This is a genomic window from Devosia sp. Leaf420 (assembly GCF_001425445.1).
Taxonomy (GTDB): Bacteria; Pseudomonadota; Alphaproteobacteria; order Rhizobiales; family Devosiaceae; genus Devosia.
In genome coordinates, this window is record NZ_LMQU01000013.1 from 92520 (window position 1) to 112180 (window position 19661).

Below are 19661 nucleotides of genomic sequence, written 5' to 3' on the forward strand. Positions count from 1 at the left end.
GGCCGGCGCTCTTAAGTTTGCCTCCATGAGCAAGCATATCTTCAAAGACCGCGCCGCCCACGTTCCCGATTTCTGCCGGCCAACGGTTGATGTGCTCGCCCAATTCAGCGGTAAGTGGTTCCTCCACGTGCTCGGCGGCTTGCAGGGCGGCCCCAAGCGCTTCTCGGAACTTGAAGACAGTATCGACGGTATCTCCCAGCGCATGTTGACCCTGACGCTGCGCACGCTCGAGCGTGACGGCCTCGTTACGCGCCATATCACTGCCTCCATCCCGCCGCGCGTCGACTACGAGCTGACCGAGCGCGGCCACAGCGTTATGGAGCCGCTGGCGGCGATCCACTCGTGGGCCCACCAGCACACGGACGGCATAGTCGAGTCGCGCCGCCTTTTCGACGAACGCGAGGTGTGACCGGCCGACATTTTTGTTCGTGCCGAACAAAAATCTCCCGGTCTTGAGGATAGGTTGGGGCAGGGACCATTTCCGGTCTGGTTGAACACCAGTCAGGAAATTATCAAGTGACCAACAGACCGCGCATCGGCATTGTCATCAGCACCACCCGTGCCGCCCGCTTTGCCGACAAGCCAACCCAGTGGCTCCAATCCATCGCCGAGAGCCGCAGCGACCTCGATATCGAGATCGTCGATCTCCGCGATTATCCGCTGCCGTTTTTCGATGAATCGCTCGTCCACGACGACGGCCCCGCCGGCGCCAAATGGGCGACCAAGATGGCCGAGCTCGATGGCTACATCTTCGTCACCGCCGAATATAATCACTCGATCCCGGGCGTGCTCAAGAACGCCCTCGACCACGCGCACGCCGAATACAATCGCAAGCCCGCCGCCTTTGTCGGCTATGGCGGCGTCGGTGGTGCCCGGGCCGTCGAACAACTGCGCCTGATCCTTGCCGAACTCCAGATTGCGACGCTCAAGCATGCGGTCCACATCAACGCCAACGAACTCGTGCCGCTGATGAGGAGCGAAAAGACCTTTGCCGACTTCCCCTATCTGACCGAAGCCGCAAACGTCATGCTCGACCAGCTCGTCTGGTGGGCCAACGCCCTCAAGACGGCGCGGGCGGCGTAGGCTCGTAAACCCTCCCACCGGGAGGCGAAGCGTCCAAAAGAGAATCGGCCGAGTATCAACCGGCTGATTCACCCTCGTGACATTCCGGTCACCGGTGAAGGGCAGGGCGATCATAACTGCGTTGGTGGTTAATGACGCACACGCTCGTTTAACCTTGGCCAGTTAACCTTGAAAACCAGCCTCTCAAGCGGCTTTCCGGCGATTTTGCCGGTTAATGGCGCGTAAACGCATAACGCCACTGTCTCGCAATTTGCGCCATTCTTAACGCAATCGGGACACTTGTTAGGCTCTGGTTAACGAATAGGCGGGTAAATCTTAATCAACCACGCCACCTATGGGGCCATGCCATAAATGACCATCAATCTGACGATCCCCGATATCCAGGAACTCAAGCCCCGCATCACCGTGTTCGGTGCCGGCGGCGCCGGGGGTAACGCCGTTAACAACATGATCGAGTCCGGTCTCAGCGGCGTCGATTTCGTGGTTGCCAACACGGACGCCCAGGCTCTCTCGCTCTCCAAGGCCCAGCGCATCATCCAACTCGGCGTCGGCGTCACCGAAGGTCTCGGTGCCGGCTCGCACCCCGAAGTTGGTCGTGCCGCTGCCGAAGAAAGCTGGGACGAAATCAACGACCACCTCTCCGGTTCGCACATGGTGTTCATCACCGCCGGCATGGGTGGCGGCACCGGCACCGGCTCTGCCCCGGTCATCGCCCGTGCAGCCCGCGAACAGGGTATTCTGACGGTTGGCGTGGTCACCAAGCCGTTCAATTTCGAAGGCAATCGCCGCATGCGTCTGGCCGATGACGGCATCGACGAGCTGCACCGCCATGTCGATACGCTCATCGTCATCCCGAACCAGAACCTCTTCCGCGTTGCCAACGAGAAGACCACCTTTGCCGACGCCTTCTCGATGGCCGACCAGGTGCTGTTCTCGGGCGTTGCCTGTATCACTGACCTCATGGTCAAAGAGGGCCTGATCAACCTCGACTTCGCCGACGTTCGCGCCGTCATGCGCGGCATGGGCAAGGCAATGATGGGTACCGGCGAAGCCTCCGGCGAAGATCGTGCCCGCCACGCCGCAGAAGCTGCCATCGCCAATCCGCTCCTCGATGATGTATCGATGCAGGGCGCCCGTGGCCTCCTCATCTCCATCACCGGCGGCCCGGACCTCACCCTTTACGAAGTCGATGAAGCTGCTTCCCGCATCCGCGAAGAAGTCGACTCAGACGCCAACATCATCCTTGGCGCGACCTACGATCCCGATCTCACCGGCACAATCCGCGTGTCCGTCGTCGCCACCGGCACCGACGCGACTATGGTTCAGGCTCTCGAGCCTGCCAAGCCGCATGCATCGCGGACCCCGCTCGCCGTTCGCCGCCACGTGCCGGTCGAACCGTCCCGCGCTGTTCCGGCACCAGCTCCCGAGCCCGCACCGGTCGCCATGGAAGACATCGGCTTCGAGGTCGAATCGGCAGTCGCTCAGGCTTTTGTTGCCGACCGTACCGCTGCCTCCGCGCACAGCCACCACATGGCTGAAGACGACGGCATCCTGGTCGAGCCCTATGTTCCAGCAGCCGAAATGATGGCCGAGCCTGAAGAGGCTCCGATGGTCGAAGAAAAGCCGATTCCCAGCGTCTATGTGCCCTCTCACGCTGCCCGTCCGGACGGTTATCGCCGTATGCCGCGCACCGAGGAGCTTCCGGTTGTTGCACGCCAGACACAGCAGGCTCAGGATCGTCAGGTCGAAGAGCCCCGCAATGCCCGTGCGCTCTTCAAGCGTCTGGCCTCCAATGTCGGCCTGAACATCGGTCAGCAGCAGCCAGAACAGCGTCAGGAACCCGTCGCTCGTACCGCCGATGATGCAGCTGCCCGCAGCGCAATTGAAGCAGGCGGCGCAAGGACTTCGCGTGTTCCCCCGGCTGCCGAAGGCGCCCGTGGCAACCTCGACAACCATGGTCGTGCTCCAGCCGCTGCACCCCAGAAGGATAGCCTCGAAATCCCGGCCTTCCTCCGCAAGCACGGTTAGAACCCGTTAAATTCAAGTCTGTAAACGTGACTCGGCGCGACTTCCGCGCCGAGTTTTTTTTGGCTAACAGTCGTGCGAGCGTGAGACCCTTGGGGTGGAGTAAATAGAGTATGAAAAAAATGTCCACACGCCAGCGCACGCTTGCCGGTGAAGTGACCTTTTCGGGCTATGGCGTACACACCGCTGCACCCGTCAATCTGTCCATCGGACCAGCGCCGGCTGATAGTGGCTTTCTCATCCGCCGCGATATGGGCGATGGCCGGATTACCCAGCCGGTCTCCGTGCATTTTTCGCGCGTCAGCCGCACCACACTGTGCACCACTCTCGACCTCGGCGACAGCGTCAGCGTCGCAACTGTCGAACATGTGACCTCGGCCCTGTCAGGCATGGGCGTCGACAATGCTCTCATCACACTTGATGGCCCGGAATGCCCCATCCTCGATGGCAGCGCGCATCCCTTCGCTGCGGCCATCATGGACGTCGGTCTCGACACCCAGCCGGCCCACCGCAAATTCCTCAAGATCATCCGCGCCGTCACCGTGCGCAACAACGACGCCTTCGCTGCGCTCGAGCCCTATAATGGCCGCGCGCTCGATCTCGAGATCGACTTCGATTCCAAGGTCATTGGCCGCCAGCGCATGATCTTCGATTGGACGCCGCGCCGTTATCTCGAAGATGTGTCCCGCGCCCGTACCTTCGGCTTTGCCCGCGATGCCAAGGCGCTGCGCCAGGCCGGCTACGCCCTCGGCTCCAGCGTCGACAATTCCATCACCGTCGATGAGGACCGCGTCCTCAATCCCGATGGCCTGCGCTACGAAGACGAATTCGTGCGCCACAAGCTGCTCGACGCGATCGGCGACCTCTCGCTCGGTGGCCTGCCCATCTGGGGCCGCTTCCGCTCTTACAAGGGCGGCCACGCGCTCAACGCGCATGTGCTTGCCGGTCTCTTTGCGAGCGAAGCCAATTATGAGATAGTCAACGCCGAGGATCTGCCGCTGGAAGTCGAGAATTTCGACGATCAGCCCGAGGGTCTTGGCGTACGTCATTATCTCCGGTCCGTCCGCTGACCGCAGCGAGATAGTCGCAAAACGCGCCCGAAAGGGCAGGGTGATCGGGGCAGGCGGCTCAGCCTGCGCCACAGTTTTGATCCAATTGCTAATTACGCCGCAAGCGATTGTGGATGAATGAAGAACGGGGCACTGCGTGACTGTTAACGTTGTAAGCCAGATGACAGGTCGGATTGCCCGATTTGCCGCCATGGGTCTTTTCGCCGCCGTGCTCACCGCCTGCGCGGGCGGCGGGCTCTTTGGTCCACCCAAGCTCAAGGAAGAACCGATCGTTCCCGCAGCCTCGCTCTATCAGGGCGCGCTGGACGATATGGATCGCCAGTATTTCCAGACCGCGGTCAAAAAGCTCGAACAGCTCGATCGTCAGCATCCGCGCGATGCGCTGACCGAAAAGAGCAAGCTGATGCAGGTCTATGCGAACTATCGCATGGGCAAGTTCGATCAGGCCATTCTCGCGGCCGATCGCTTCATGGCGCTGTACCCCAATGGCAAGGACGTTCCCTACGTCCTCTGGCTCAAGGGCACGTCTTATTACGCGCAGATCAAGGACATCACCCGCGATCAGCAGCTCTCGCGCGATGCGATCGACACCTATAACCTTCTGATCTCGAACTACCCGAACTCCGAGCACGCCAAGGACGCCAAGGAAAAGCTCCTCGTCGGTTATGACCAGCTCGCGGGCAAGGAAATGTCGGTCGGCCGCTACTATCTCGGCAATGGCGACTATACCGGCGCCATCAACCGCTTCCGCGAAGTCGTCGAAAAGTGGCAGACGTCCACCCACATCGAAGAAGCGCTCTATCGCCTGACCGAAGCCTATCTGCTGCTCGGCCTCACCAACGAAGCCATGTCCGCAGCCGCTGTCCTAGGCCACAACTACCCATCCAGCGACTGGTACAAGCGCGCCTTCGCCCTCCTCGGCAAACAAGGCCTCGCCCCCCAGCTCAACTCCGGCAGCTGGCTCGCCGCCCACCAAAGCTGAGTTTTTCATTTTTGAGTTGAAGAGGGCCCTTCGGGGCCCTTTTTGTTTGACCGCCGTTAACGAGTCGAGTGTTGGCCACTCACGCCGTGAGCCACCGTCTTCCCTCGCCCCTTGTGGGAGAGGGACCGGGCAATCTGCGTTCAGCAGATTGGCCAGGGTGAGGGGTCCTCTCTCCCCACGCGGCAGGTTGGTGTATGAAACCCAGCCTTCACTTCTGACGTTTACGCTGTCGCCCAATCACAGTCCTCAGGCCGACATAGATGTGGCACTTCGCCAAATTGCTGATCAAGGACACGACCGGTCTCACGGATCCGGTACTGCACCTGCTCGTCGGCACCGTGCTCTATCTCGGCCTAGCCCTCGCTCTCCGCCGACCCTTCCTCGCTCTGGCGATCGTCGTTACTCTCCAGCTCACCAACGAGATCATCGACCTCATCGAAAATCTCAACGGCGCCGGCCTCTCCGGTGCCCTCGAAGACACGGCACTGACGCTGATCCCTGCGGTCCTGATCGCTCTCCTTCTTAGCGAGCTACAAAAGGCGCTGCTAAAGCTGGTGTGAGTTCTCCCAAGCCGGTGCTTTGACTTCCCCGCCGCCGCGCCTATCTCTGGTCACCCCCAGCTAGGACCCTCCCATGCCCGCACCCTTCGACGCCGAAGCCGCTCGCCACTATGCCGATGGCCCGCCGCGGCAGGTGCCGGGCTTTGCGGGCATCCACCGCATGATGAACCTGCTCCTCGCCGAAACTGTGCCGGAAGAGGCGGAAATCCTCGTGCTCGGCGCTGGGGGTGGTCTCGAACTGAAGGCCCTGGCCGATTTCCGCTCCGGCTGGCGACTATCGGGCGTCGACCCCTCTGCCGACATGCTCTCCCTCGCACGCCACACCGCGGCCGAGCATCTTGATCGCATCACCTTGACCGAGGGCTATATCGACGCAGCGCCCGAGGGCCGGTTCGATGCGGCGACAAGCCTCCTGGTCTTTCACTTTATCCCGCGCGAGCAGCGCCTCGAAACGCTCCGCCAGCTCCGCCGCCGCCTCAAGTCTGGCGCTCCGCTCATCCTTGCCCATATCAGCTTCCCGCAGACCGAGCCCGAACGCTCTCGCTGGATTGCCCGCCACGTCGCTTATGGCCAGGCCGACGATGTCGATCCCGCGACTGCAGCCAAGGCCCGCGAAGCGATCGCCACTCGCCTCAACATCCTCGCGCCGGAAGAGGAAGAGGCCATGCTCCGCGAGGCAGGATTTGCCGATATCAGTCTTTTCTATTCTGCCTTCAGTTTCCGTGGCTGGGTGGCGTATGCGGAATAGCCTCAAAGTCGGCATGTCACCCCCTCCCAGCCTCCCCCATCAAGGGGGAGGTGCCGAGCCGGTGGTCGTGAACCGACCGAGCCACAAACTCGATCTTACACCTCCCCCTTGATGGGGGAGGCGGGAGGGGGTGTCCACCGCGCCCTCATTCATTAGCCTGAGCCACCCCCCACAAATCTCTCCACCGCCCAGTTGCCATTTTGTTCTTTTTCGATATCATGCCTGCCGTTCGCATTGCTGTGCGAAAGTGAATTGCCGCAGACGCCGGGCGGCCCTCAAATGCTATGAGGCAAGCCCGATAGGCCCTGGATAGATCCGCATGCTGAACGCGCTTTCGGTTCGCAATATCGTCCTCATCGACCAGCTCGATCTGGCGCTCGACGAGGGCATGACCGTTCTCACCGGCGAGACCGGGGCCGGTAAGTCCATCCTGCTCGATGCGCTGACGCTGGCCCTTGGCGGGCGCGGCGATGCCTCGCTGGTGCGGCAAGGACAGGACAGCGGCCAGGTCGTCGCCATGGTGCAATTGCCGCCCAGCCATCCGGCGCGGACGCTGCTGCGCGACAATGCCATTGCCGATGATGAAGAGGTCATTCTCCGCCGCGTGCAGTTCGCCGATGGCCGCACCCGTGCCTTCATCAACGACCAGCCGGTTTCCGCCTCGCTGCTGCAAAAGATCGGCACGCAGATTATCGAAATCCACGGCCAGCACGATGATCGTGCGCTGGTCGATGTCGCCACCCATCGCGCCGCGCTCGATGCCTTCGGCGAACTCGCTGCGCCCGCTGCTGCCGTGCGCGAAGCCTGGGCCGATCTCGTCGAAATCCAGCAGGCGGTCAAGGAGCAGCAGGCTAAAGTCGCCGAAGCCGTCGCCGCCGAGGACTATGCCCGCCACACGGTCGAAGAGCTGGGCAAGCTCAAGCCTTCGGAAGGCGAGGAGGGCGAACTTGCCGAGCGTCGCATCCAGCTCCAGCAAGCTGAAAAGGGCGCTTCCGATCTCGTCGAGATCGACGAGATCCTCAATGGCCCCAATGCCCCATCGCCAGCGCTCGCGGGCCTCATGCGCCGCCTATTGCGAAAGCTCGATAATGGCGGCGAAGTTTTCCAGTCCATCGTCGAAGCGCTCGATGCGTCGCTTGTCACGCTCGACCGCGCCGGCGAGGCGTTGATCGAATTGCAGCGGCAGATGGCTTACGACCCAGCCGAGCTCGAAGCGGTCGAAGAACGCCTCTTTGCTCTCCGCGCCGCCGCGCGCAAGCATCAGGTGACCTGTGACGAGCTGCCGGGCGTGCTCGAAAAATACCAGGGCGATCTCGATACGCTCCAAAGCGGGGAAAGCCGCCTCAAGGCGCTCGAGGCTGATGAAGCCCAGGCTCGCGCGCGCTATCGCGAAGCCGCCGAAACGCTCACTGCTGGCCGCACCAAGGCCGCCAAGGCTCTGAGCAAGGCCGTCGAAGCCGAATTGCCCGACCTCAAGCTGGGCGCGGCAAAATTCATCGTCGACCACCAGATCGAGCGCGACCGCGTCGCTGCGGCCGGTTTCGACCAGATCGCCTTCCACGTTCAGACCAATCCCGGCACTGCCGCCGGCCCGCTCCTGAAAGTCGCCTCTGGCGGCGAGTTGAGCCGTTTCCTCCTCGCGCTCAAGGTTGTGCTGGCCGACCGCGGTTCTGCACCCGTCCTGATCTTTGACGAAATCGACACAGGCGTTGGTGGCGCCGTCGCCGATGCTATCGGCCGTCGTCTCGCTCGCCTTGCGAAGACCGTGCAGGTGCTCACCGTCACCCACGCTCCGCAGGTCGCCGCCCGCGCTAATCGCCATCTGCTCATCGAAAAGCAATTGGTGGAAGAGGGCGCCTTCACCCGCACCCATGTCCGCCCGCTCGAACCTTCTGCCCGCCAGGAAGAAGTCGCCCGCATGCTCGCCGGCGCTGAAATCACCTCGGAAGCCCGCGCTGCTGCCAAGAAATTGCTCGGCGCGGTGAAATAGTCGCTGCTTGGGTCGCCGCTGCGCCACCCATCACCACGGCGACATTCGCGCGAAAGCGGGAATCTCTGGTGACCCATCGTCATTCCCGCTTTCGCGCGAATGTCGCCGTGGCTAGAACCGTTCTGCAGCCAGAGTTGAGTGAGCCATGTCCGACCTGTCCCAAAAGTCCGTAGCCGATCTCACCGAAGACGAGGCCCGCCAGGAGCTGGAACGGCTGGCTGCAGCCATTTCCGCTGCCGACATCGCCTATCACCAGAATGACGCGCCCGAGCTGACGGACGCCGAATATGACGCGCTGACCATACGCAATAACGAGATCGAGGAAGCTTTCCCCGAACTCGTCCGGCCCGATACGCCCACCGGCAAGGTCGGCGCCGCCCCTGCCGAAGGCTTTGCCAAGGTCCGCCACGCCGTGCCGATGCTCAGCCTTGCCAAGGCCTATACCGATGAGGATGTAGTCGATTTCATCGAGCGCGGCCGCCGCTTTTTCAAGCAGGACGAAGGGCTCGAAATCGCCTTCACCGCCGAGCCCAAGATCGATGGCCTCTCTGCTTCGCTCCTCTACGAAGACGGCGTTTTCGTCCGTGGCGCGACGCGCGGCGATGGCGCCGTGGGCGAGGACATCACGGCAAATCTCCGCACCATCAAGGATATCCCCGAAAAGCTTCACGGCACCGGTTGGCCCAAAAGCATCGAAATCCGTGGCGAGGTCTATATGACCTATGCCGAATTCCAGGCCCTCAAGGAACGGTCCGCCGCCGCCGGTGGCCAGAACTACGTCAATCCGCGCAACACCGCCGCCGGCTCCCTGCGCCAGAAAGACCCGTCGATCACCGCCAGCCGAAACCTGAGATTCTTCGCCTATGCCTGGGGCGCGACAACGGAAGATCCGGCGCCGACCCAGTATGACGCGGTGCAAAAATTCAAGGCATGGGGCTTTGCCATCAGCCCGCTCATGGCCCGCGCCAAGACGGTCGAAGAACTGATCGCCCACTATCACGCCATCGAGGAACAACGCTCCTCGCTCGGCTACGATATCGATGGCGTGGTCTACAAAGTCGACCAACTCGAACTGCAGCGCCGCTGGGGCTTTGTCACCGGCGAGCCGCGCTGGGCGGTGGCGCACAAATTTCCCGCCGAGCAGGCGACCACCAAAGTCCGCGATATCGAAATCCAGGTCGGCCGCACCGGCACCCTGGCCCCCGTCGCCCGGCTCGATCCTGTCAGCGTCGGTGGCGTCACCGTCGTCAATGTCACCCTCCACAACGAGGATTACATCGCCGGCCGCGACAGCAATGGCCTCCCCATCCGCGATGGCAAGGATATCCGCATCGGCGACACCGTCACTATCCAGCGGGCAGGGGACGTCATCCCCCAGATCGTCGATGTCCTGCTCGACAAGCGCCCGGCTGATGCTGAACCCTATGCGATGCCCGAAACCTGCCCGGTCTGCGGTTCGCCGGCCATTCGCGAAATCAACGAAAAAACCGGCAAGGAAGATTCGCGCCGCCGCTGCACCGGCGAATTGATCTGCCCGGCCCAGGCCGTCGAAGGCCTCCGTCATTTCGTCTCGCGCGGCGCCCTCGATATTGAAGGCCTAGGCGCGGAAAACATCGACACCTTCTTCAATGCCGGCCTCGTCCGCACCGCCGCGGATATTTTCACCCTTCGAGACCGCCGACCCGAAGTGCAGCGCGCGCTCGCCGAGCGCCGCGAGGTGCAGGCAAAGGCCCGCGAAGCCGCCTCCGGCAAGACGCGCAAGAATGTGCGCGGCGTCGAGGATCGCAACTATGAAGGGCTCGACAAGCTCTTCGCCGCCATCGACGCGCGCCGCGAGCCCGAACTCGACCGCTTCATCTTCGCCCTCGGCATACGCCATATCGGCGAAACCACGGCCGCAGTCCTCGCCCGCACCTTTGGCACGATCGAGGAACTGATCCGCGTCGGCAAGGAGACCGCCGCTGCCGAGGACCCAACCACGGTCTTCCCCTCCGTTGACGGTATCGGCAGTACGGTCATCGAGGCGCTGGTCAGCTTTTTCGGCAATGAGCGCAATGACGACGTGCTCGATGCTCTGCTGGCCCAAGTCCACCCAAAGCCCTATGTCGTCACGGTTTCCGCCGATAGCCAGATCGCGGGAAAAACCGTGGTCTTTACCGGCACGCTCGAAAAAATGTCACGATCCGAAGCCAAGGCTATGGCCGAACGGCTTGGCGCCAAGGTTGCAGGCTCTGTCTCGGCCAAAACCGATATCCTGGTTGCCGGGCCAGGCGCCGGCTCGAAGCTGAAGACCGCGCAGGAGCACGGCGTCGAAGTCATCACTGAAGACGAGTGGTTCGCGCGCGTCGGAAAATAGGTTTGGAGAGACGATGAGAAAGACATGGATCGCGCTGGGACTGACCCTCTTGTCGGCCCCGGCCTTCGCCGGCGAAACCGGCGATGCCATCGTCTCCGCCGCCTATGAGGGCAAACTCTCCGAAGGGCGCCAGGTCTTTGCCAATATCTGCGCCACCGGCGATTCCGAAGCCTGCTTCGGTGCCGGCCTCGGCGAACTGGTCTTTGCCTACGAATCGTTGGCCCAGGCCATGTATCGCCATGGCGGCGTCGCGCCCGGCAATACGCCCGCAGCGCTGATTTTTGGCCTTGGCGTCGAGGGACCAACCCAGCCCAAGCCCGCCAATCCCAAGCCCGAGCCGCTCACTTATGATCAGTTCCGTGGCTATCTCGATGCCACCGTCGCCTCCCTCGATACCGCGCGCGGCTATTTCGAGAAAGCGGGCGAGACCGGGGATTATGTCATCCTCCTCGATCCCTTGCGCCTCCGCTTCGATATCGATGGCGATGGCACGGTTGGCGAAACCGAAACGCTGTCCGGCCCCGCGCTCGAAGCCTTTGGCATGTACGGCATGCTGCCGGTTGAGGAAGGCCACAAGACCAAGGACAAGACCGGCAGCGCTGCACCCGATACGTCCGTAGGCCTCGATCGCGCAGATGCCTTCTGGCTCGCAGGCTATACACAGGTCGTCGCCTCGCCCGTCGATTGGCTGATGGCCCACGATTTCACCGAATTCTACAATGCCTATTTCCATCGCTTCTTCCCCGAAGCGGGGCTGCCCATGCAGGCCTACAATCGGGGCGGCATTCTGTTTCTCGATGGCGACAGCGATACCGGCATTGCCGATATGGTTGCGGCGCTCCACACGCTGAGTTTCCCGGTCAGCGATGGCGCACGCCTCGCCGGCGTCCTTGATCGGCTCAAGTCCATCCCCGCGCTGTCACGCAAAAATTGGGACGCGATTCTCGCCGAGACCGACGACACCAGAGAACTGCTGCCATCTCCAAGCCAGACCTCCATCTTCCCCGATATGAACATCACCGAGGAGATGGTTGCGGCATGGCGCGAAACGCTCGATGGGGTCGATAAGGTTTTTGCCGGCGAATTGCTGCTTCCCCATTGGCGCTTCAAGCAGGGGTTCGATCTCGCCGCTTATTTCAACACGGCGACCGAAACCGACATCGTCATGATGTTCGTCGGGCAGGGCGCCTTGCCCTATATCAAGCCCGGCCCGATCGCCGACGCCGAAAGTTTTGCGGCCGCTAACCGTGTCTTTGGCGAAAACTGGCCACTTTTCGCGCTGTGGTTTAACTGAGACCAACGGCCGGATCGTCGGCCACAGGAGTTTTTCATGCGTCGCCTCCTTGCCCTGTCCGGCCTCTTTCTCGCGCTCGTTGCGCCAGCCGCCGCCCAGCCCTTCGATACGCCTGAGGCGCTGCTCGAAGCGTTTTACGCGCCCTATCTCACCGACGATTTCCCCGAAAACGAGGAGAGCTTCCGCTCCGCCGCGCTCAATGCGCTCTATGAGGCCGATGCTGAAAGCACGCCGGAAGGCGAAATGGGCGCGCTCGATTTCGATCCCTATATCGATGGCCAGGATTATCAGATCGCCAATCTCGAAATCGGCGAGCCGGTCTATGGCGGCGATACGGCGACTGTCGTCGTCAGCTTCACCAATTTCGATGAGCCTGTCGAAATCACCTATGACCTCGTCAATGAAAACGGCGGCTGGGTGATCGATGATCTCGAGGGCAAGAATGGCGAATTCGCCTATCGCCTCAGCGAAATCTTTGCCGCCGCGCAAGAGTAGGCGGCTTTCCAAGATTTAATCCGCCAGCCGCATTTCGGCCGCCAGCGCCAAGCAATCGTGTCCTCGTTCATTTCTCGAGGGCACGATGAGAGCGATTCTCTCCCTGTTGATCATCCTGGCGCCGATGGCCCAATCCGCCATGGCCGAAGAGACCTATGCCGATCCTAAGGCTTTGGTTCAGGCGATCTACGATGGCTACAAACCGGGCGCCGCCAAGGGCGATCCGACAGTCCACTACTCGGAGCGCCTCAAAGGCATCGCGCAATTGGCGGCCGATACGGGGACCGGGGCGACCCCCGCCTTGAGCAGCGAGCTGGAGCCGGTCGCCGACCCCAATTTCAATCCGTTTCTACCCGACGATAACGCGCTGCTCTTCGATCTCGTCATCAGCGAGCCGATGCGCCTCGATGACCGCGCCGTTGTGACGGTCACCTACCACAATTTCGATCAGCCCCGCCTCTTGTCGGTTTCCCTCGTCGAAGAGAGTGGAATCTGGAAAGTCGACGACGTCGCCTCACTGGGCAGCGAAGTCCCCTGGCTCCTCAGCTGGGCACTCGCCGCCGACCCCTATGCTATGTGACGTCTGGCTTGCGATTGTTTCACCCACCGGCCCAACACCTCCCCCTCGACGGGGGAGGCCGGGAGGGGGTGAGTGAGCCACGATGCCCGTGCCCCAGAGCACACCTCTCCCCACTCACCATTCTTCCCTCGGGCTCGACCCGAGGGCCAGTGCGGGAGCCACAAACGTTTGAGCCTGCGCGAGAGACCCTCGGGTCACGCCCGAGGGAAAACCGGTGCGTGAGTTAGAAACCCCTCAAATCGCCGCGATCGCCTCTTCCAGCCAAGCTTTCACGTCACCCGTAACCCTCGGCCCAATCTCCGCCCAAATCTGCTGGTGAAACGCATTGAGCCAAGCCCGCTCCGCATCCGTCAGCAGGCTCAAATCGATTAACCGCTTATCTATCGGCGCCAGCGTCAGCGTTTCGAATTCCAAAAAACCGGCAAAGTCCGATTCCTTGACCACGATCAGGTTCTCGATGCGGATGCCGTACTCACCCGCCTTGTAATAACCCGGCTCGTTGGAAAGCACATTGCCCACCTCGATCGGCAGCGTATAGCGCGAGGAAATGCCCACCGGGCCCTCATGAACCCCGAGATAAGCGCCGACCCCATGGCCTGTCCCGTGGCTATAGCTCACGCCATCGGCCCACAAAAACTGCCGCGCCAGCACATCGATCTGCGCGCCGCTCGTGCCCCTGGGAAAGCGCGCCATCGAGATCGCGATCATGCCCTTGAGCACGCGCGTATAGCGGTCCTTCTGCTCGGCGGTCGCGGAGCCGGTGAAGAGCGTCCGCGTTATATCGGTCGTGCCCGAGAGATACTGCGCGCCACTATCGACCAGCATAATCTCACCGGCATTGAGCCGCCGGTCGGTCTTGGTCGAAACACGATAATGGACGATGGCGCCGTTCGGTCCAGCGCCGGAAATCGTGTCAAAACTCGCATCGACGCAGCTTTCCTCTTCGCGCCGGAACGCTTCGAGCGCCGTCACGATGCCGATTTCGGTCAGTTCGCCCTTCGGCGCTTCGCTGTCGAACCAGTGCAGGAACTTGGCAAGCGCCACGCCATCAAGCTTATGCGCCTCGCGCATCCCGGCCAGCTCCGCCTCGTTCTTGCGCGATTTGGGCAGCAGGACGGGATCGCGTTTTTCGATCAGTTGAGCGCCGGCATCCCTAAGCGTATCGGCGATGGCAATCGGCGCCGAAGCCGGATCGACCAGTACGGCCTTGCCATTCTTGCCAAGCTTTTCGAGCGTCTTGGTCAGCTTCTTTGCCGGTTCGATTTCCGCGATGCCATCGAGCGCATTTTCCAGTTCCGGCGTCACCTTGGCCGGATCGAGAAACAGCGTCGGCTCCCCCTTTTTCGGCACCACGGCAAAGCCAAGGACGAATGGCGTATTGGGTACATCGCGGCCGCGAATGTTGAACAGCCAGCAGATGGATTCGGGCAGGGTGAACACCACCGCATCAGCGCCATCGTCGCTCAGCGTCTTCTGCAAGTCCGCGATCTTGTCAGCAGCCGATTTCCCGGCCCGATTGTGGCCCAGAATCTCGATCTGGCCAGCAGGTGGGGCAGGGCGATCGTCCCAGACGACATCGATCAAATTGTCATGCGCCACGACCTTGGCATGGCCCTTCAGCTTTTCGGTGAGGTCGCGCACCTCGCCCGGCGTATGCAGCCACGGGTCATAGGCGACGATGCTATCCTTCTTCACATAGTCCTTGGCGTCGATGGCCAGCGAAGCCACTTCATGCACGTTCACCAGTGCGGCGTCAGTCTGCGCCGGTGCCTGCAGCGTGTAGCGGCTATCGACGAAGAGATGCGCGTCCTTGGTGCCCACCAGCGCCAAACCGGCAGAGCCGGTGAAACCCGTCAGATAGGCCAGCCGCGCTTCGCTGGCCGGCACCGATTCTCCGCGATGCGCATCGGCGCGGGGCACGAGGAAATAGTCGACGCCCGCCGCCTTCATCGCCTGGCGCAGCGCCGCTAGCCGTGGCGCCACCTGGCTCGGGTCGGACTTTTCGTCAAAGCTCTGGAATTTGGCGGGCGGGAAGGCGGAAGTGGTCATGGATATACCTCAGCCGGGTGCGCTCCCGGCATGGCTCTGTTGTCGGATTGTCGGTGGTCGCCACCGTCTTGTTTCCTATCTTAGCTATAGAATGATGGAGACGAAAATGAGCAAGCCCGACAATCTCTTTACCCGCGCACTCACTGCCCTGGTCGAGGGCCGGGCGCGTCGCGCGGAGCGCTATGTGGCGCAGTTCGAGCGCGATTATGGCAAGAACCGGGATAGGGTAAACGGCCGTTAATCGTGCCCTGCATGATCGGCATGGCAGGTCTGTCGCTAGCCCCCTAACACACCTCGCCGGAATTGAGTAAAAAGCTACCAGACGATAGGCAATAGACCTCTCGTCGCATGGAGTGAAAGATGACTGAGAGCAAGAATGGTTTCCGCAACGCACTGGGTGGTCTGATTGACGCTCGTGGTCGCGAAGCATCTCGCCAGGTTAGCTACCGCATGCAGCACCAGCTGATCGGCGCTGTTACCAAGCGCCCATAACGGCAGCTCGTACCAAACGACGATCGTTTCGATCCCCGAAGTCCGCTTCGGGGATTTTGCTTTTCTGGGGTTTGCCTCTGCGCAGCCACATAACGAAAAGGGCGCCGAAGCGCCCTCGATGTTAGCGGAATGCTACCAGTTTCAGCGCTTTTGCAGCACCAATGTCGTCCAGTCCTTGCGCTTGAGGTGATCCACCAGATGGAACCCCGCAAGCTCATAGGCAGCGATGACGCCATCGGCCTGCGTGTTCAAAATCCCCGATAGAATCGCCGTCCCACCCGATTGCGCAATGCCGCCGACGCCGGGCGCCAGCTCGGTCAGCGGACCGGCCAGAATATTGGCGACGATCAGATCATAAGGCGCGCGCGCGGCGATTTCGACATGGTCGAGCCCGGTCGCCTCGATCGAGTCGATATTGTCGCCAACACCATTTTCCTGAGCATTTTCAATGGTCGTCGTCACCGCGATCGGATCGATATCGGTTGCGAGGATTTTCCCGCCCAGCCGCTTGGCAAGCGCAATCGCCAGCACGCCGGTGCCCGTGCCGATGTCGATCATCGCCTTGGGCGTCGTATGCGCCAGGAGCATTTCGATGGCTTCGAGACACCCCGTCGTCGTCTCATGATGCCCCGTGCCAAAGGCCTGAGCCGCATCGATTTTCATCGGGATCAGGCCTTCGGGAATCGGCGCCGTCTCATGGCTGCCATAGACATAAAAGCCGCCCGCGATCACTGGCGCCAAACCTTCCAAGGACTTGGCAACCCAGTTGATTTCTGGATCGATTGGGTCGACCGAGAAGTCGACCGTCCCGCCCAGCACCATCTCGGCCAGCCGCCCGAAAGCCTCGACGTCTGGCGGGCTGTCGCAGGTGGCCTCGAACACCCATTCGCCGGTGTCTTCGATCTCATGCGCGGATGCCGTGAGCGCCAGATCGTCCCGCTCCATCACGGCATCGACAAGCGCATAGGCCTGTTCCTTGGTGAGCGTCGCGGATAGCTGATCGACGGACATGGTGCTGTTTCCTTTATTCTTTCCGCCTAGTTGCTGCAGCCAAGCGGCCGAGTCAATCCTGACGGATCAGACGCGAACCGCAGTGCCCGAGATGGAAACCATCAGCATCGAGCCGTTCTGGCCGACGACTTCATAATCGATATCGACACCAACCACGGCATTGCCGCCCAGCCGCTTTGCCTCGGCCTCGAGTTCGCGGAAAGCTTCCTGGCGCGCACTGCGCAAGGTCGACTCATAGGCGCCCGCGCGGCCACCGACGATGTCGCGGATGCCGGCGAACAAGTCCTTGAAAATATTGGCGCCGACGATGACTTCGCCGGTCGCGACCCCGAGATATTCGCGGATCGGCTGGCCTTCGAGCGTCGGTGTGGTCGAGATGATCATGCGGTCCTCCATCTGAATTGATGTCAGATGGGGAAGGGTGGTCCGGCCTGCAATGGGCTCAGCCCTTTTGCACGAAGCTTTCGAGCACCTTCTTCATCCCGGCCTTTTCGAATTCGATGGTCAGCTTATTGCCCTCGACGCTTTTCACGTCGCCATAGCCGAACTTGAGGTGGAACACCCGCTCGCCAACCGTATAGCCGCTTGATTGCCCACCAAGATCGACAGACCGCGCAACCAGTTCGCCCTCGATCGTCATCGGCCCGCCGCCCTTGCGATTGGCCTGATTGGCCCGCGCCCGCTGCCAGCCCGGCGTTTCGTAAAGGCTTTCGAACGGATCAGCCTTGTTGAACCGCGATGTCGCCCCGCCGCCATAGCCATAACCGCCATAGGCCGAGCCACGGTCGGTGACTGTAACGGCGTCAGGTGGCAACTCATCGACGAAACGCGAGGGCATTGCCGATTGCCAAAGCCCATGGATGCGCCTGTTCTGCGCCGCCGAAATCCGTACACGCTTCCGGCCGCGGGTAATGCCGACATAAGCCAGCCGCCGCTCTTCCTCGAGCCCGGCGCGGCCGTTTTCGTCCATCGAGCGCTGGCTCGGAAACGTGCCTTCTTCCCAGCCGGTGAGGAAAACCGTGTTGAATTCCAGGCCCTTGGCCGAATGCAGCGTCATGATGGTGACGGCATCGCTCGCCTCGGCGCTGTCGCGATCCATGACGAGGGAGATATGTTCGAGAAAGCCGCCAAGGCTCTCGAATTCTTCCATCGAGCGGCTGAGTTCCTTGAGGTTTTCCTTGCGCCCCTGCGATTCCGCCGATTTGTCGGCGGCCAGCATATCCATATAGCCGCTTTCTTCGAGGATCTGCTCGACGAGCTGATAGGGCGCCAGGTTTTCCGCGCGATAGGCCCAATTGTCGAATTGATCCACAAGGCCCCGCAGCGTCGTCCGCTGCTTGGGTTTCAGCTCCTCGGTTTCGGTCAGCATGCGCGTGGCCGAGAGAAGGGACACGTTTTGATGGCGCGCCGTTTCCATCAGCGTCTTAACGGTCGTATCGCCAAGCCCGCGCTTTGGAACATTGATGATGCGCTCAAACGCCAGATCGTCCGCTGGCTGCGCGACAAGCCGCAGGTAAGCCAGCGCATCGCGGATTTCCTTGCGCTCATAAAAGCGCGGACCGCCGACGACGCGATAGTTCAGCCCGAGCGTGATGAACCGCTCTTCAAGCTCACGCATCTGGAACGAGGCGCGCACCAGGATCGCCATGGAATTGAGCGGCTCGCCGGCCCGCTGATACTGCTCGATCTCTTCGCCAACCGTCCGCGCTTCCTCTTCGGAATCATAGACTTGCGTGAACGAGATTGTCTCGCCCGCTTCGGCGATATCCGTGTGGAGCGTCTTGCCCAGCCGGTCTTCGTTGAAGGCGATCAGGGTCGAGGCAGCTTTCAGGATATTGGCTGTCGAGCGATAATTGCGCTCGAGCTTGATGACCTTGGCGCCCGGAAAATCCTTTTCGAAGCGAAGGATATTGTCCACTTCCGCCCCGCGCCAGCCGTAGATCGATTGGTCATCGTCGCCGACGACGCAAATATTGGCCTCCGGTGCCGGCTTCCCCTGCGCTAGCAATCGCAGCCAAAGATACTGCGCCGTGTTGCTGTCCTGATATTCGTCCACCAGCATGTATTTGAATTTGCGGTGATATTCGGCGAGCACTTCCGGATTTTCGAGGAACAGCCGGATACATTCGAGCAGCAGATCGCCGAAATCGGTGGCGTTCAGCGTCTTCAGCCGCGCCTGGTAATCGTAATAAAGCTGCCCGCCCTTGCCATTGGCGAAGTAGCCGCTTTCCGAAGCCGGAACGTCCTTGGGCAGCCAGCCGCGGTTCTTCCAGCCGTCGAGCATGTTGGCAAATTGCCGCGCCGGCCAACGCTTTTCGTCGATATTGTCCGCCGCCAGAAGCTGCTTGATCAGCCGGATCTGGTCGTCGGTATCGAGAATGGTGAACTGCGGCTTGAGGTCGACCAGTTCGGCATGCGCTCGCAAAATGCGCGCCGAAACCGAGTGAAAGGTCCCCATCCATGGCAGGCCCTCGAAATTGGGCACAAATTCGTGGATGCGCTTCTTCATCTCGCTGGCGGCCTTGTTGGTGAAGGTCACCGCCAGAATCTGGCTTTCCCAAGCCATCCGCTGGTTGAGAATATGCGCAATGCGCGTCGTCAGCACGCGCGTCTTGCCCGTGCCCGCTCCTGCCAGCACCAGCAGCGGCCCCTCGGTCGTCATCACCGCGTCTTTCTGCTCGGGGTTCAGCCCGCGCAGATAATCCGGCACTTGCCGGTTCAATTGACTGGTGATCGGCCCGCCGGCGGGGCGGGGCAGAGGGGCGGGTTCGACCATGGGCAAATCTTTCAGACCGTCGCAGGGGGCAGCGCGGCGAGCTTGACGAATCTCATTTTGTTCTCGTCGCAATATAGGGATGCAAGGCGTCCATGTATAGAAGCCGGGATCGTCACCCAAACGTCACAAGCCCGTCATGGCTTTGTTTTG

General features: G+C 61.5%; 17 protein-coding genes. 13 read left to right on the forward strand and 4 right to left on the reverse strand.

Annotation, left to right across the window (positions count from 1 at the left end; all coding sequences use genetic code 11):
- Positions 1-25: 25 nt before the first annotated feature.
- The 12 genes from ASG47_RS16345 (at position 26) to ASG47_RS16400 (ending at position 13183) form a co-directional block, all read left to right on the forward strand.
- Positions 26-409 (forward strand): winged helix-turn-helix transcriptional regulator, encoded by a 384-nt coding sequence (locus ASG47_RS16345; RefSeq protein ID WP_061910988.1) that lies wholly within the window; start codon positions 26-28, stop codon positions 407-409.
- 107 nt (positions 410-516) lie between these two features.
- Complete coding sequence (locus ASG47_RS16350) at positions 517-1083, forward strand: NADPH-dependent FMN reductase (RefSeq protein ID WP_061910990.1); 567 nt, start codon at positions 517-519, stop codon at positions 1081-1083.
- Positions 1084-1434: 351 nt separating this feature from the next.
- On the forward strand, positions 1435-3111 hold the full coding sequence (ftsZ, locus tag ASG47_RS16355) for a cell division protein FtsZ (protein WP_061910992.1): 1677 nt from the start codon (positions 1435-1437) through the stop codon (positions 3109-3111).
- A 119-nt stretch (positions 3112-3230) separates the two neighbouring features.
- Positions 3231-4178, forward strand: a complete 948-nt coding sequence (lpxC, locus tag ASG47_RS16360) for a UDP-3-O-acyl-N-acetylglucosamine deacetylase (RefSeq protein ID WP_061910994.1) — start codon at positions 3231-3233, stop codon at positions 4176-4178.
- A 136-nt stretch (positions 4179-4314) separates the two neighbouring features.
- Positions 4315-5160: an outer membrane protein assembly factor BamD gene (locus tag ASG47_RS16365; RefSeq protein ID WP_156352238.1), complete on the forward strand. Its 846-nt coding sequence runs from the start codon at positions 4315-4317 to the stop codon at positions 5158-5160.
- 260 nt (positions 5161-5420) lie between these two features.
- Positions 5421-5720: a hypothetical protein gene (locus ASG47_RS16370; protein WP_061910998.1), complete on the forward strand. Its 300-nt coding sequence runs from the start codon at positions 5421-5423 to the stop codon at positions 5718-5720.
- Between the two features lie 73 nt (positions 5721-5793).
- Positions 5794-6468, forward strand: coding sequence for a class I SAM-dependent methyltransferase (locus ASG47_RS16375; protein ID WP_061911000.1), 675 nt, complete (start codon positions 5794-5796; stop codon positions 6466-6468).
- 319 nt (positions 6469-6787) lie between these two features.
- Positions 6788-8458: a DNA repair protein RecN gene (recN, locus tag ASG47_RS16380; protein ID WP_061911003.1), complete on the forward strand. Its 1671-nt coding sequence runs from the start codon at positions 6788-6790 to the stop codon at positions 8456-8458.
- Between the two features lie 145 nt (positions 8459-8603).
- Complete coding sequence (gene ligA / locus ASG47_RS16385; protein WP_413813470.1) at positions 8604-10814, forward strand: NAD-dependent DNA ligase LigA; 2211 nt, start codon at positions 8604-8606, stop codon at positions 10812-10814.
- A 13-nt stretch (positions 10815-10827) separates the two neighbouring features.
- Complete coding sequence (locus ASG47_RS16390; protein WP_061911005.1) at positions 10828-12108, forward strand: hypothetical protein; 1281 nt, start codon at positions 10828-10830, stop codon at positions 12106-12108.
- Between the two features lie 36 nt (positions 12109-12144).
- Positions 12145-12603, forward strand: a complete 459-nt coding sequence (locus tag ASG47_RS16395; protein ID WP_061911006.1) for a DUF3828 domain-containing protein — start codon at positions 12145-12147, stop codon at positions 12601-12603.
- 85 nt (positions 12604-12688) lie between these two features.
- The gene (locus ASG47_RS16400) at positions 12689-13183 is read left to right on the forward strand and encodes a hypothetical protein (RefSeq protein ID WP_156464144.1); all 495 of its coding nucleotides are present in this window, start codon (positions 12689-12691) and stop codon (positions 13181-13183) included.
- Between the two features lie 234 nt (positions 13184-13417).
- Here ASG47_RS16400 and ASG47_RS16405 read toward each other — a convergent pair whose 3' ends face one another.
- Positions 13418-15232: an aminopeptidase P family protein gene (locus ASG47_RS16405; protein WP_061911010.1), complete on the reverse strand. Its 1815-nt coding sequence runs from the start codon at positions 15230-15232 to the stop codon at positions 13418-13420.
- Positions 15233-15338: 106 nt separating this feature from the next.
- Between ASG47_RS16405 and ASG47_RS21215 the strand changes: the two genes are divergently transcribed.
- Positions 15339-15473, forward strand: coding sequence for a hypothetical protein (locus tag ASG47_RS21215; RefSeq protein WP_274532532.1), 135 nt, complete (start codon positions 15339-15341; stop codon positions 15471-15473).
- Between the two features lie 392 nt (positions 15474-15865).
- Here the strand turns inward: ASG47_RS21215 and ASG47_RS16410 are convergent, their stop codons facing one another.
- The 3 genes from ASG47_RS16410 to ASG47_RS16420 form a co-directional block, all read right to left on the reverse strand.
- The gene (locus tag ASG47_RS16410) at positions 15866-16735 is read right to left on the reverse strand and encodes a 50S ribosomal protein L11 methyltransferase (RefSeq protein ID WP_061911012.1); all 870 of its coding nucleotides are present in this window, start codon (positions 16733-16735) and stop codon (positions 15866-15868) included.
- Between the two features lie 66 nt (positions 16736-16801).
- The gene (locus ASG47_RS16415) at positions 16802-17119 is read right to left on the reverse strand and encodes a heavy metal-binding domain-containing protein (RefSeq protein ID WP_061911014.1); all 318 of its coding nucleotides are present in this window, start codon (positions 17117-17119) and stop codon (positions 16802-16804) included.
- Between the two features lie 58 nt (positions 17120-17177).
- Positions 17178-19511 carry an ATP-dependent helicase gene (locus tag ASG47_RS16420; protein WP_061911016.1) on the reverse strand — a complete coding sequence of 778 codons (2334 nt, stop codon included), beginning with the start codon at positions 19509-19511 and terminating at the stop codon, positions 17178-17180.
- Positions 19512-19661: the final 150 nt, after the last annotated feature.

Coding starts and splice junctions, on each gene's coding strand:
- ASG47_RS16375 (WP_061911000.1), top strand. CDS start 5,794: ATGCCCGCACCCTTCGACGCCGAAGCCGCTCGCCACTATGCCGATGGC.
- ASG47_RS21215 (WP_274532532.1), top strand. CDS start 15,339: ATGAGCAAGCCCGACAATCTCTTTACCCGCGCACTCACTGCCCTGGTC.
- ASG47_RS16390 (WP_061911005.1), top strand. CDS start 10,828: ATGAGAAAGACATGGATCGCGCTGGGACTGACCCTCTTGTCGGCCCCG.
- recN (WP_061911003.1), top strand. CDS start 6,788: ATGCTGAACGCGCTTTCGGTTCGCAATATCGTCCTCATCGACCAGCTC.
- ASG47_RS16420 (WP_061911016.1), bottom strand. CDS start 19,511: ATGGTCGAACCCGCCCCTCTGCCCCGCCCCGCCGGCGGGCCGATCACC.
- ASG47_RS16345 (WP_061910988.1), top strand. CDS start 26: ATGAGCAAGCATATCTTCAAAGACCGCGCCGCCCACGTTCCCGATTTC.
- ASG47_RS16395 (WP_061911006.1), top strand. CDS start 12,145: ATGCGTCGCCTCCTTGCCCTGTCCGGCCTCTTTCTCGCGCTCGTTGCG.
- ASG47_RS16400 (WP_156464144.1), top strand. CDS start 12,689: ATGAGAGCGATTCTCTCCCTGTTGATCATCCTGGCGCCGATGGCCCAA.
- ASG47_RS16405 (WP_061911010.1), bottom strand. CDS start 15,232: ATGACCACTTCCGCCTTCCCGCCCGCCAAATTCCAGAGCTTTGACGAA.
- ASG47_RS16370 (WP_061910998.1), top strand. CDS start 5,421: ATGTGGCACTTCGCCAAATTGCTGATCAAGGACACGACCGGTCTCACG.
- ftsZ (WP_061910992.1), top strand. CDS start 1,435: ATGACCATCAATCTGACGATCCCCGATATCCAGGAACTCAAGCCCCGC.
- ASG47_RS16415 (WP_061911014.1), bottom strand. CDS start 17,119: ATGATCATCTCGACCACACCGACGCTCGAAGGCCAGCCGATCCGCGAA.
- ASG47_RS16410 (WP_061911012.1), bottom strand. CDS start 16,735: ATGTCCGTCGATCAGCTATCCGCGACGCTCACCAAGGAACAGGCCTAT.
- ligA (WP_413813470.1), top strand. CDS start 8,604: ATGTCCGACCTGTCCCAAAAGTCCGTAGCCGATCTCACCGAAGACGAG.
- lpxC (WP_061910994.1), top strand. CDS start 3,231: ATGTCCACACGCCAGCGCACGCTTGCCGGTGAAGTGACCTTTTCGGGC.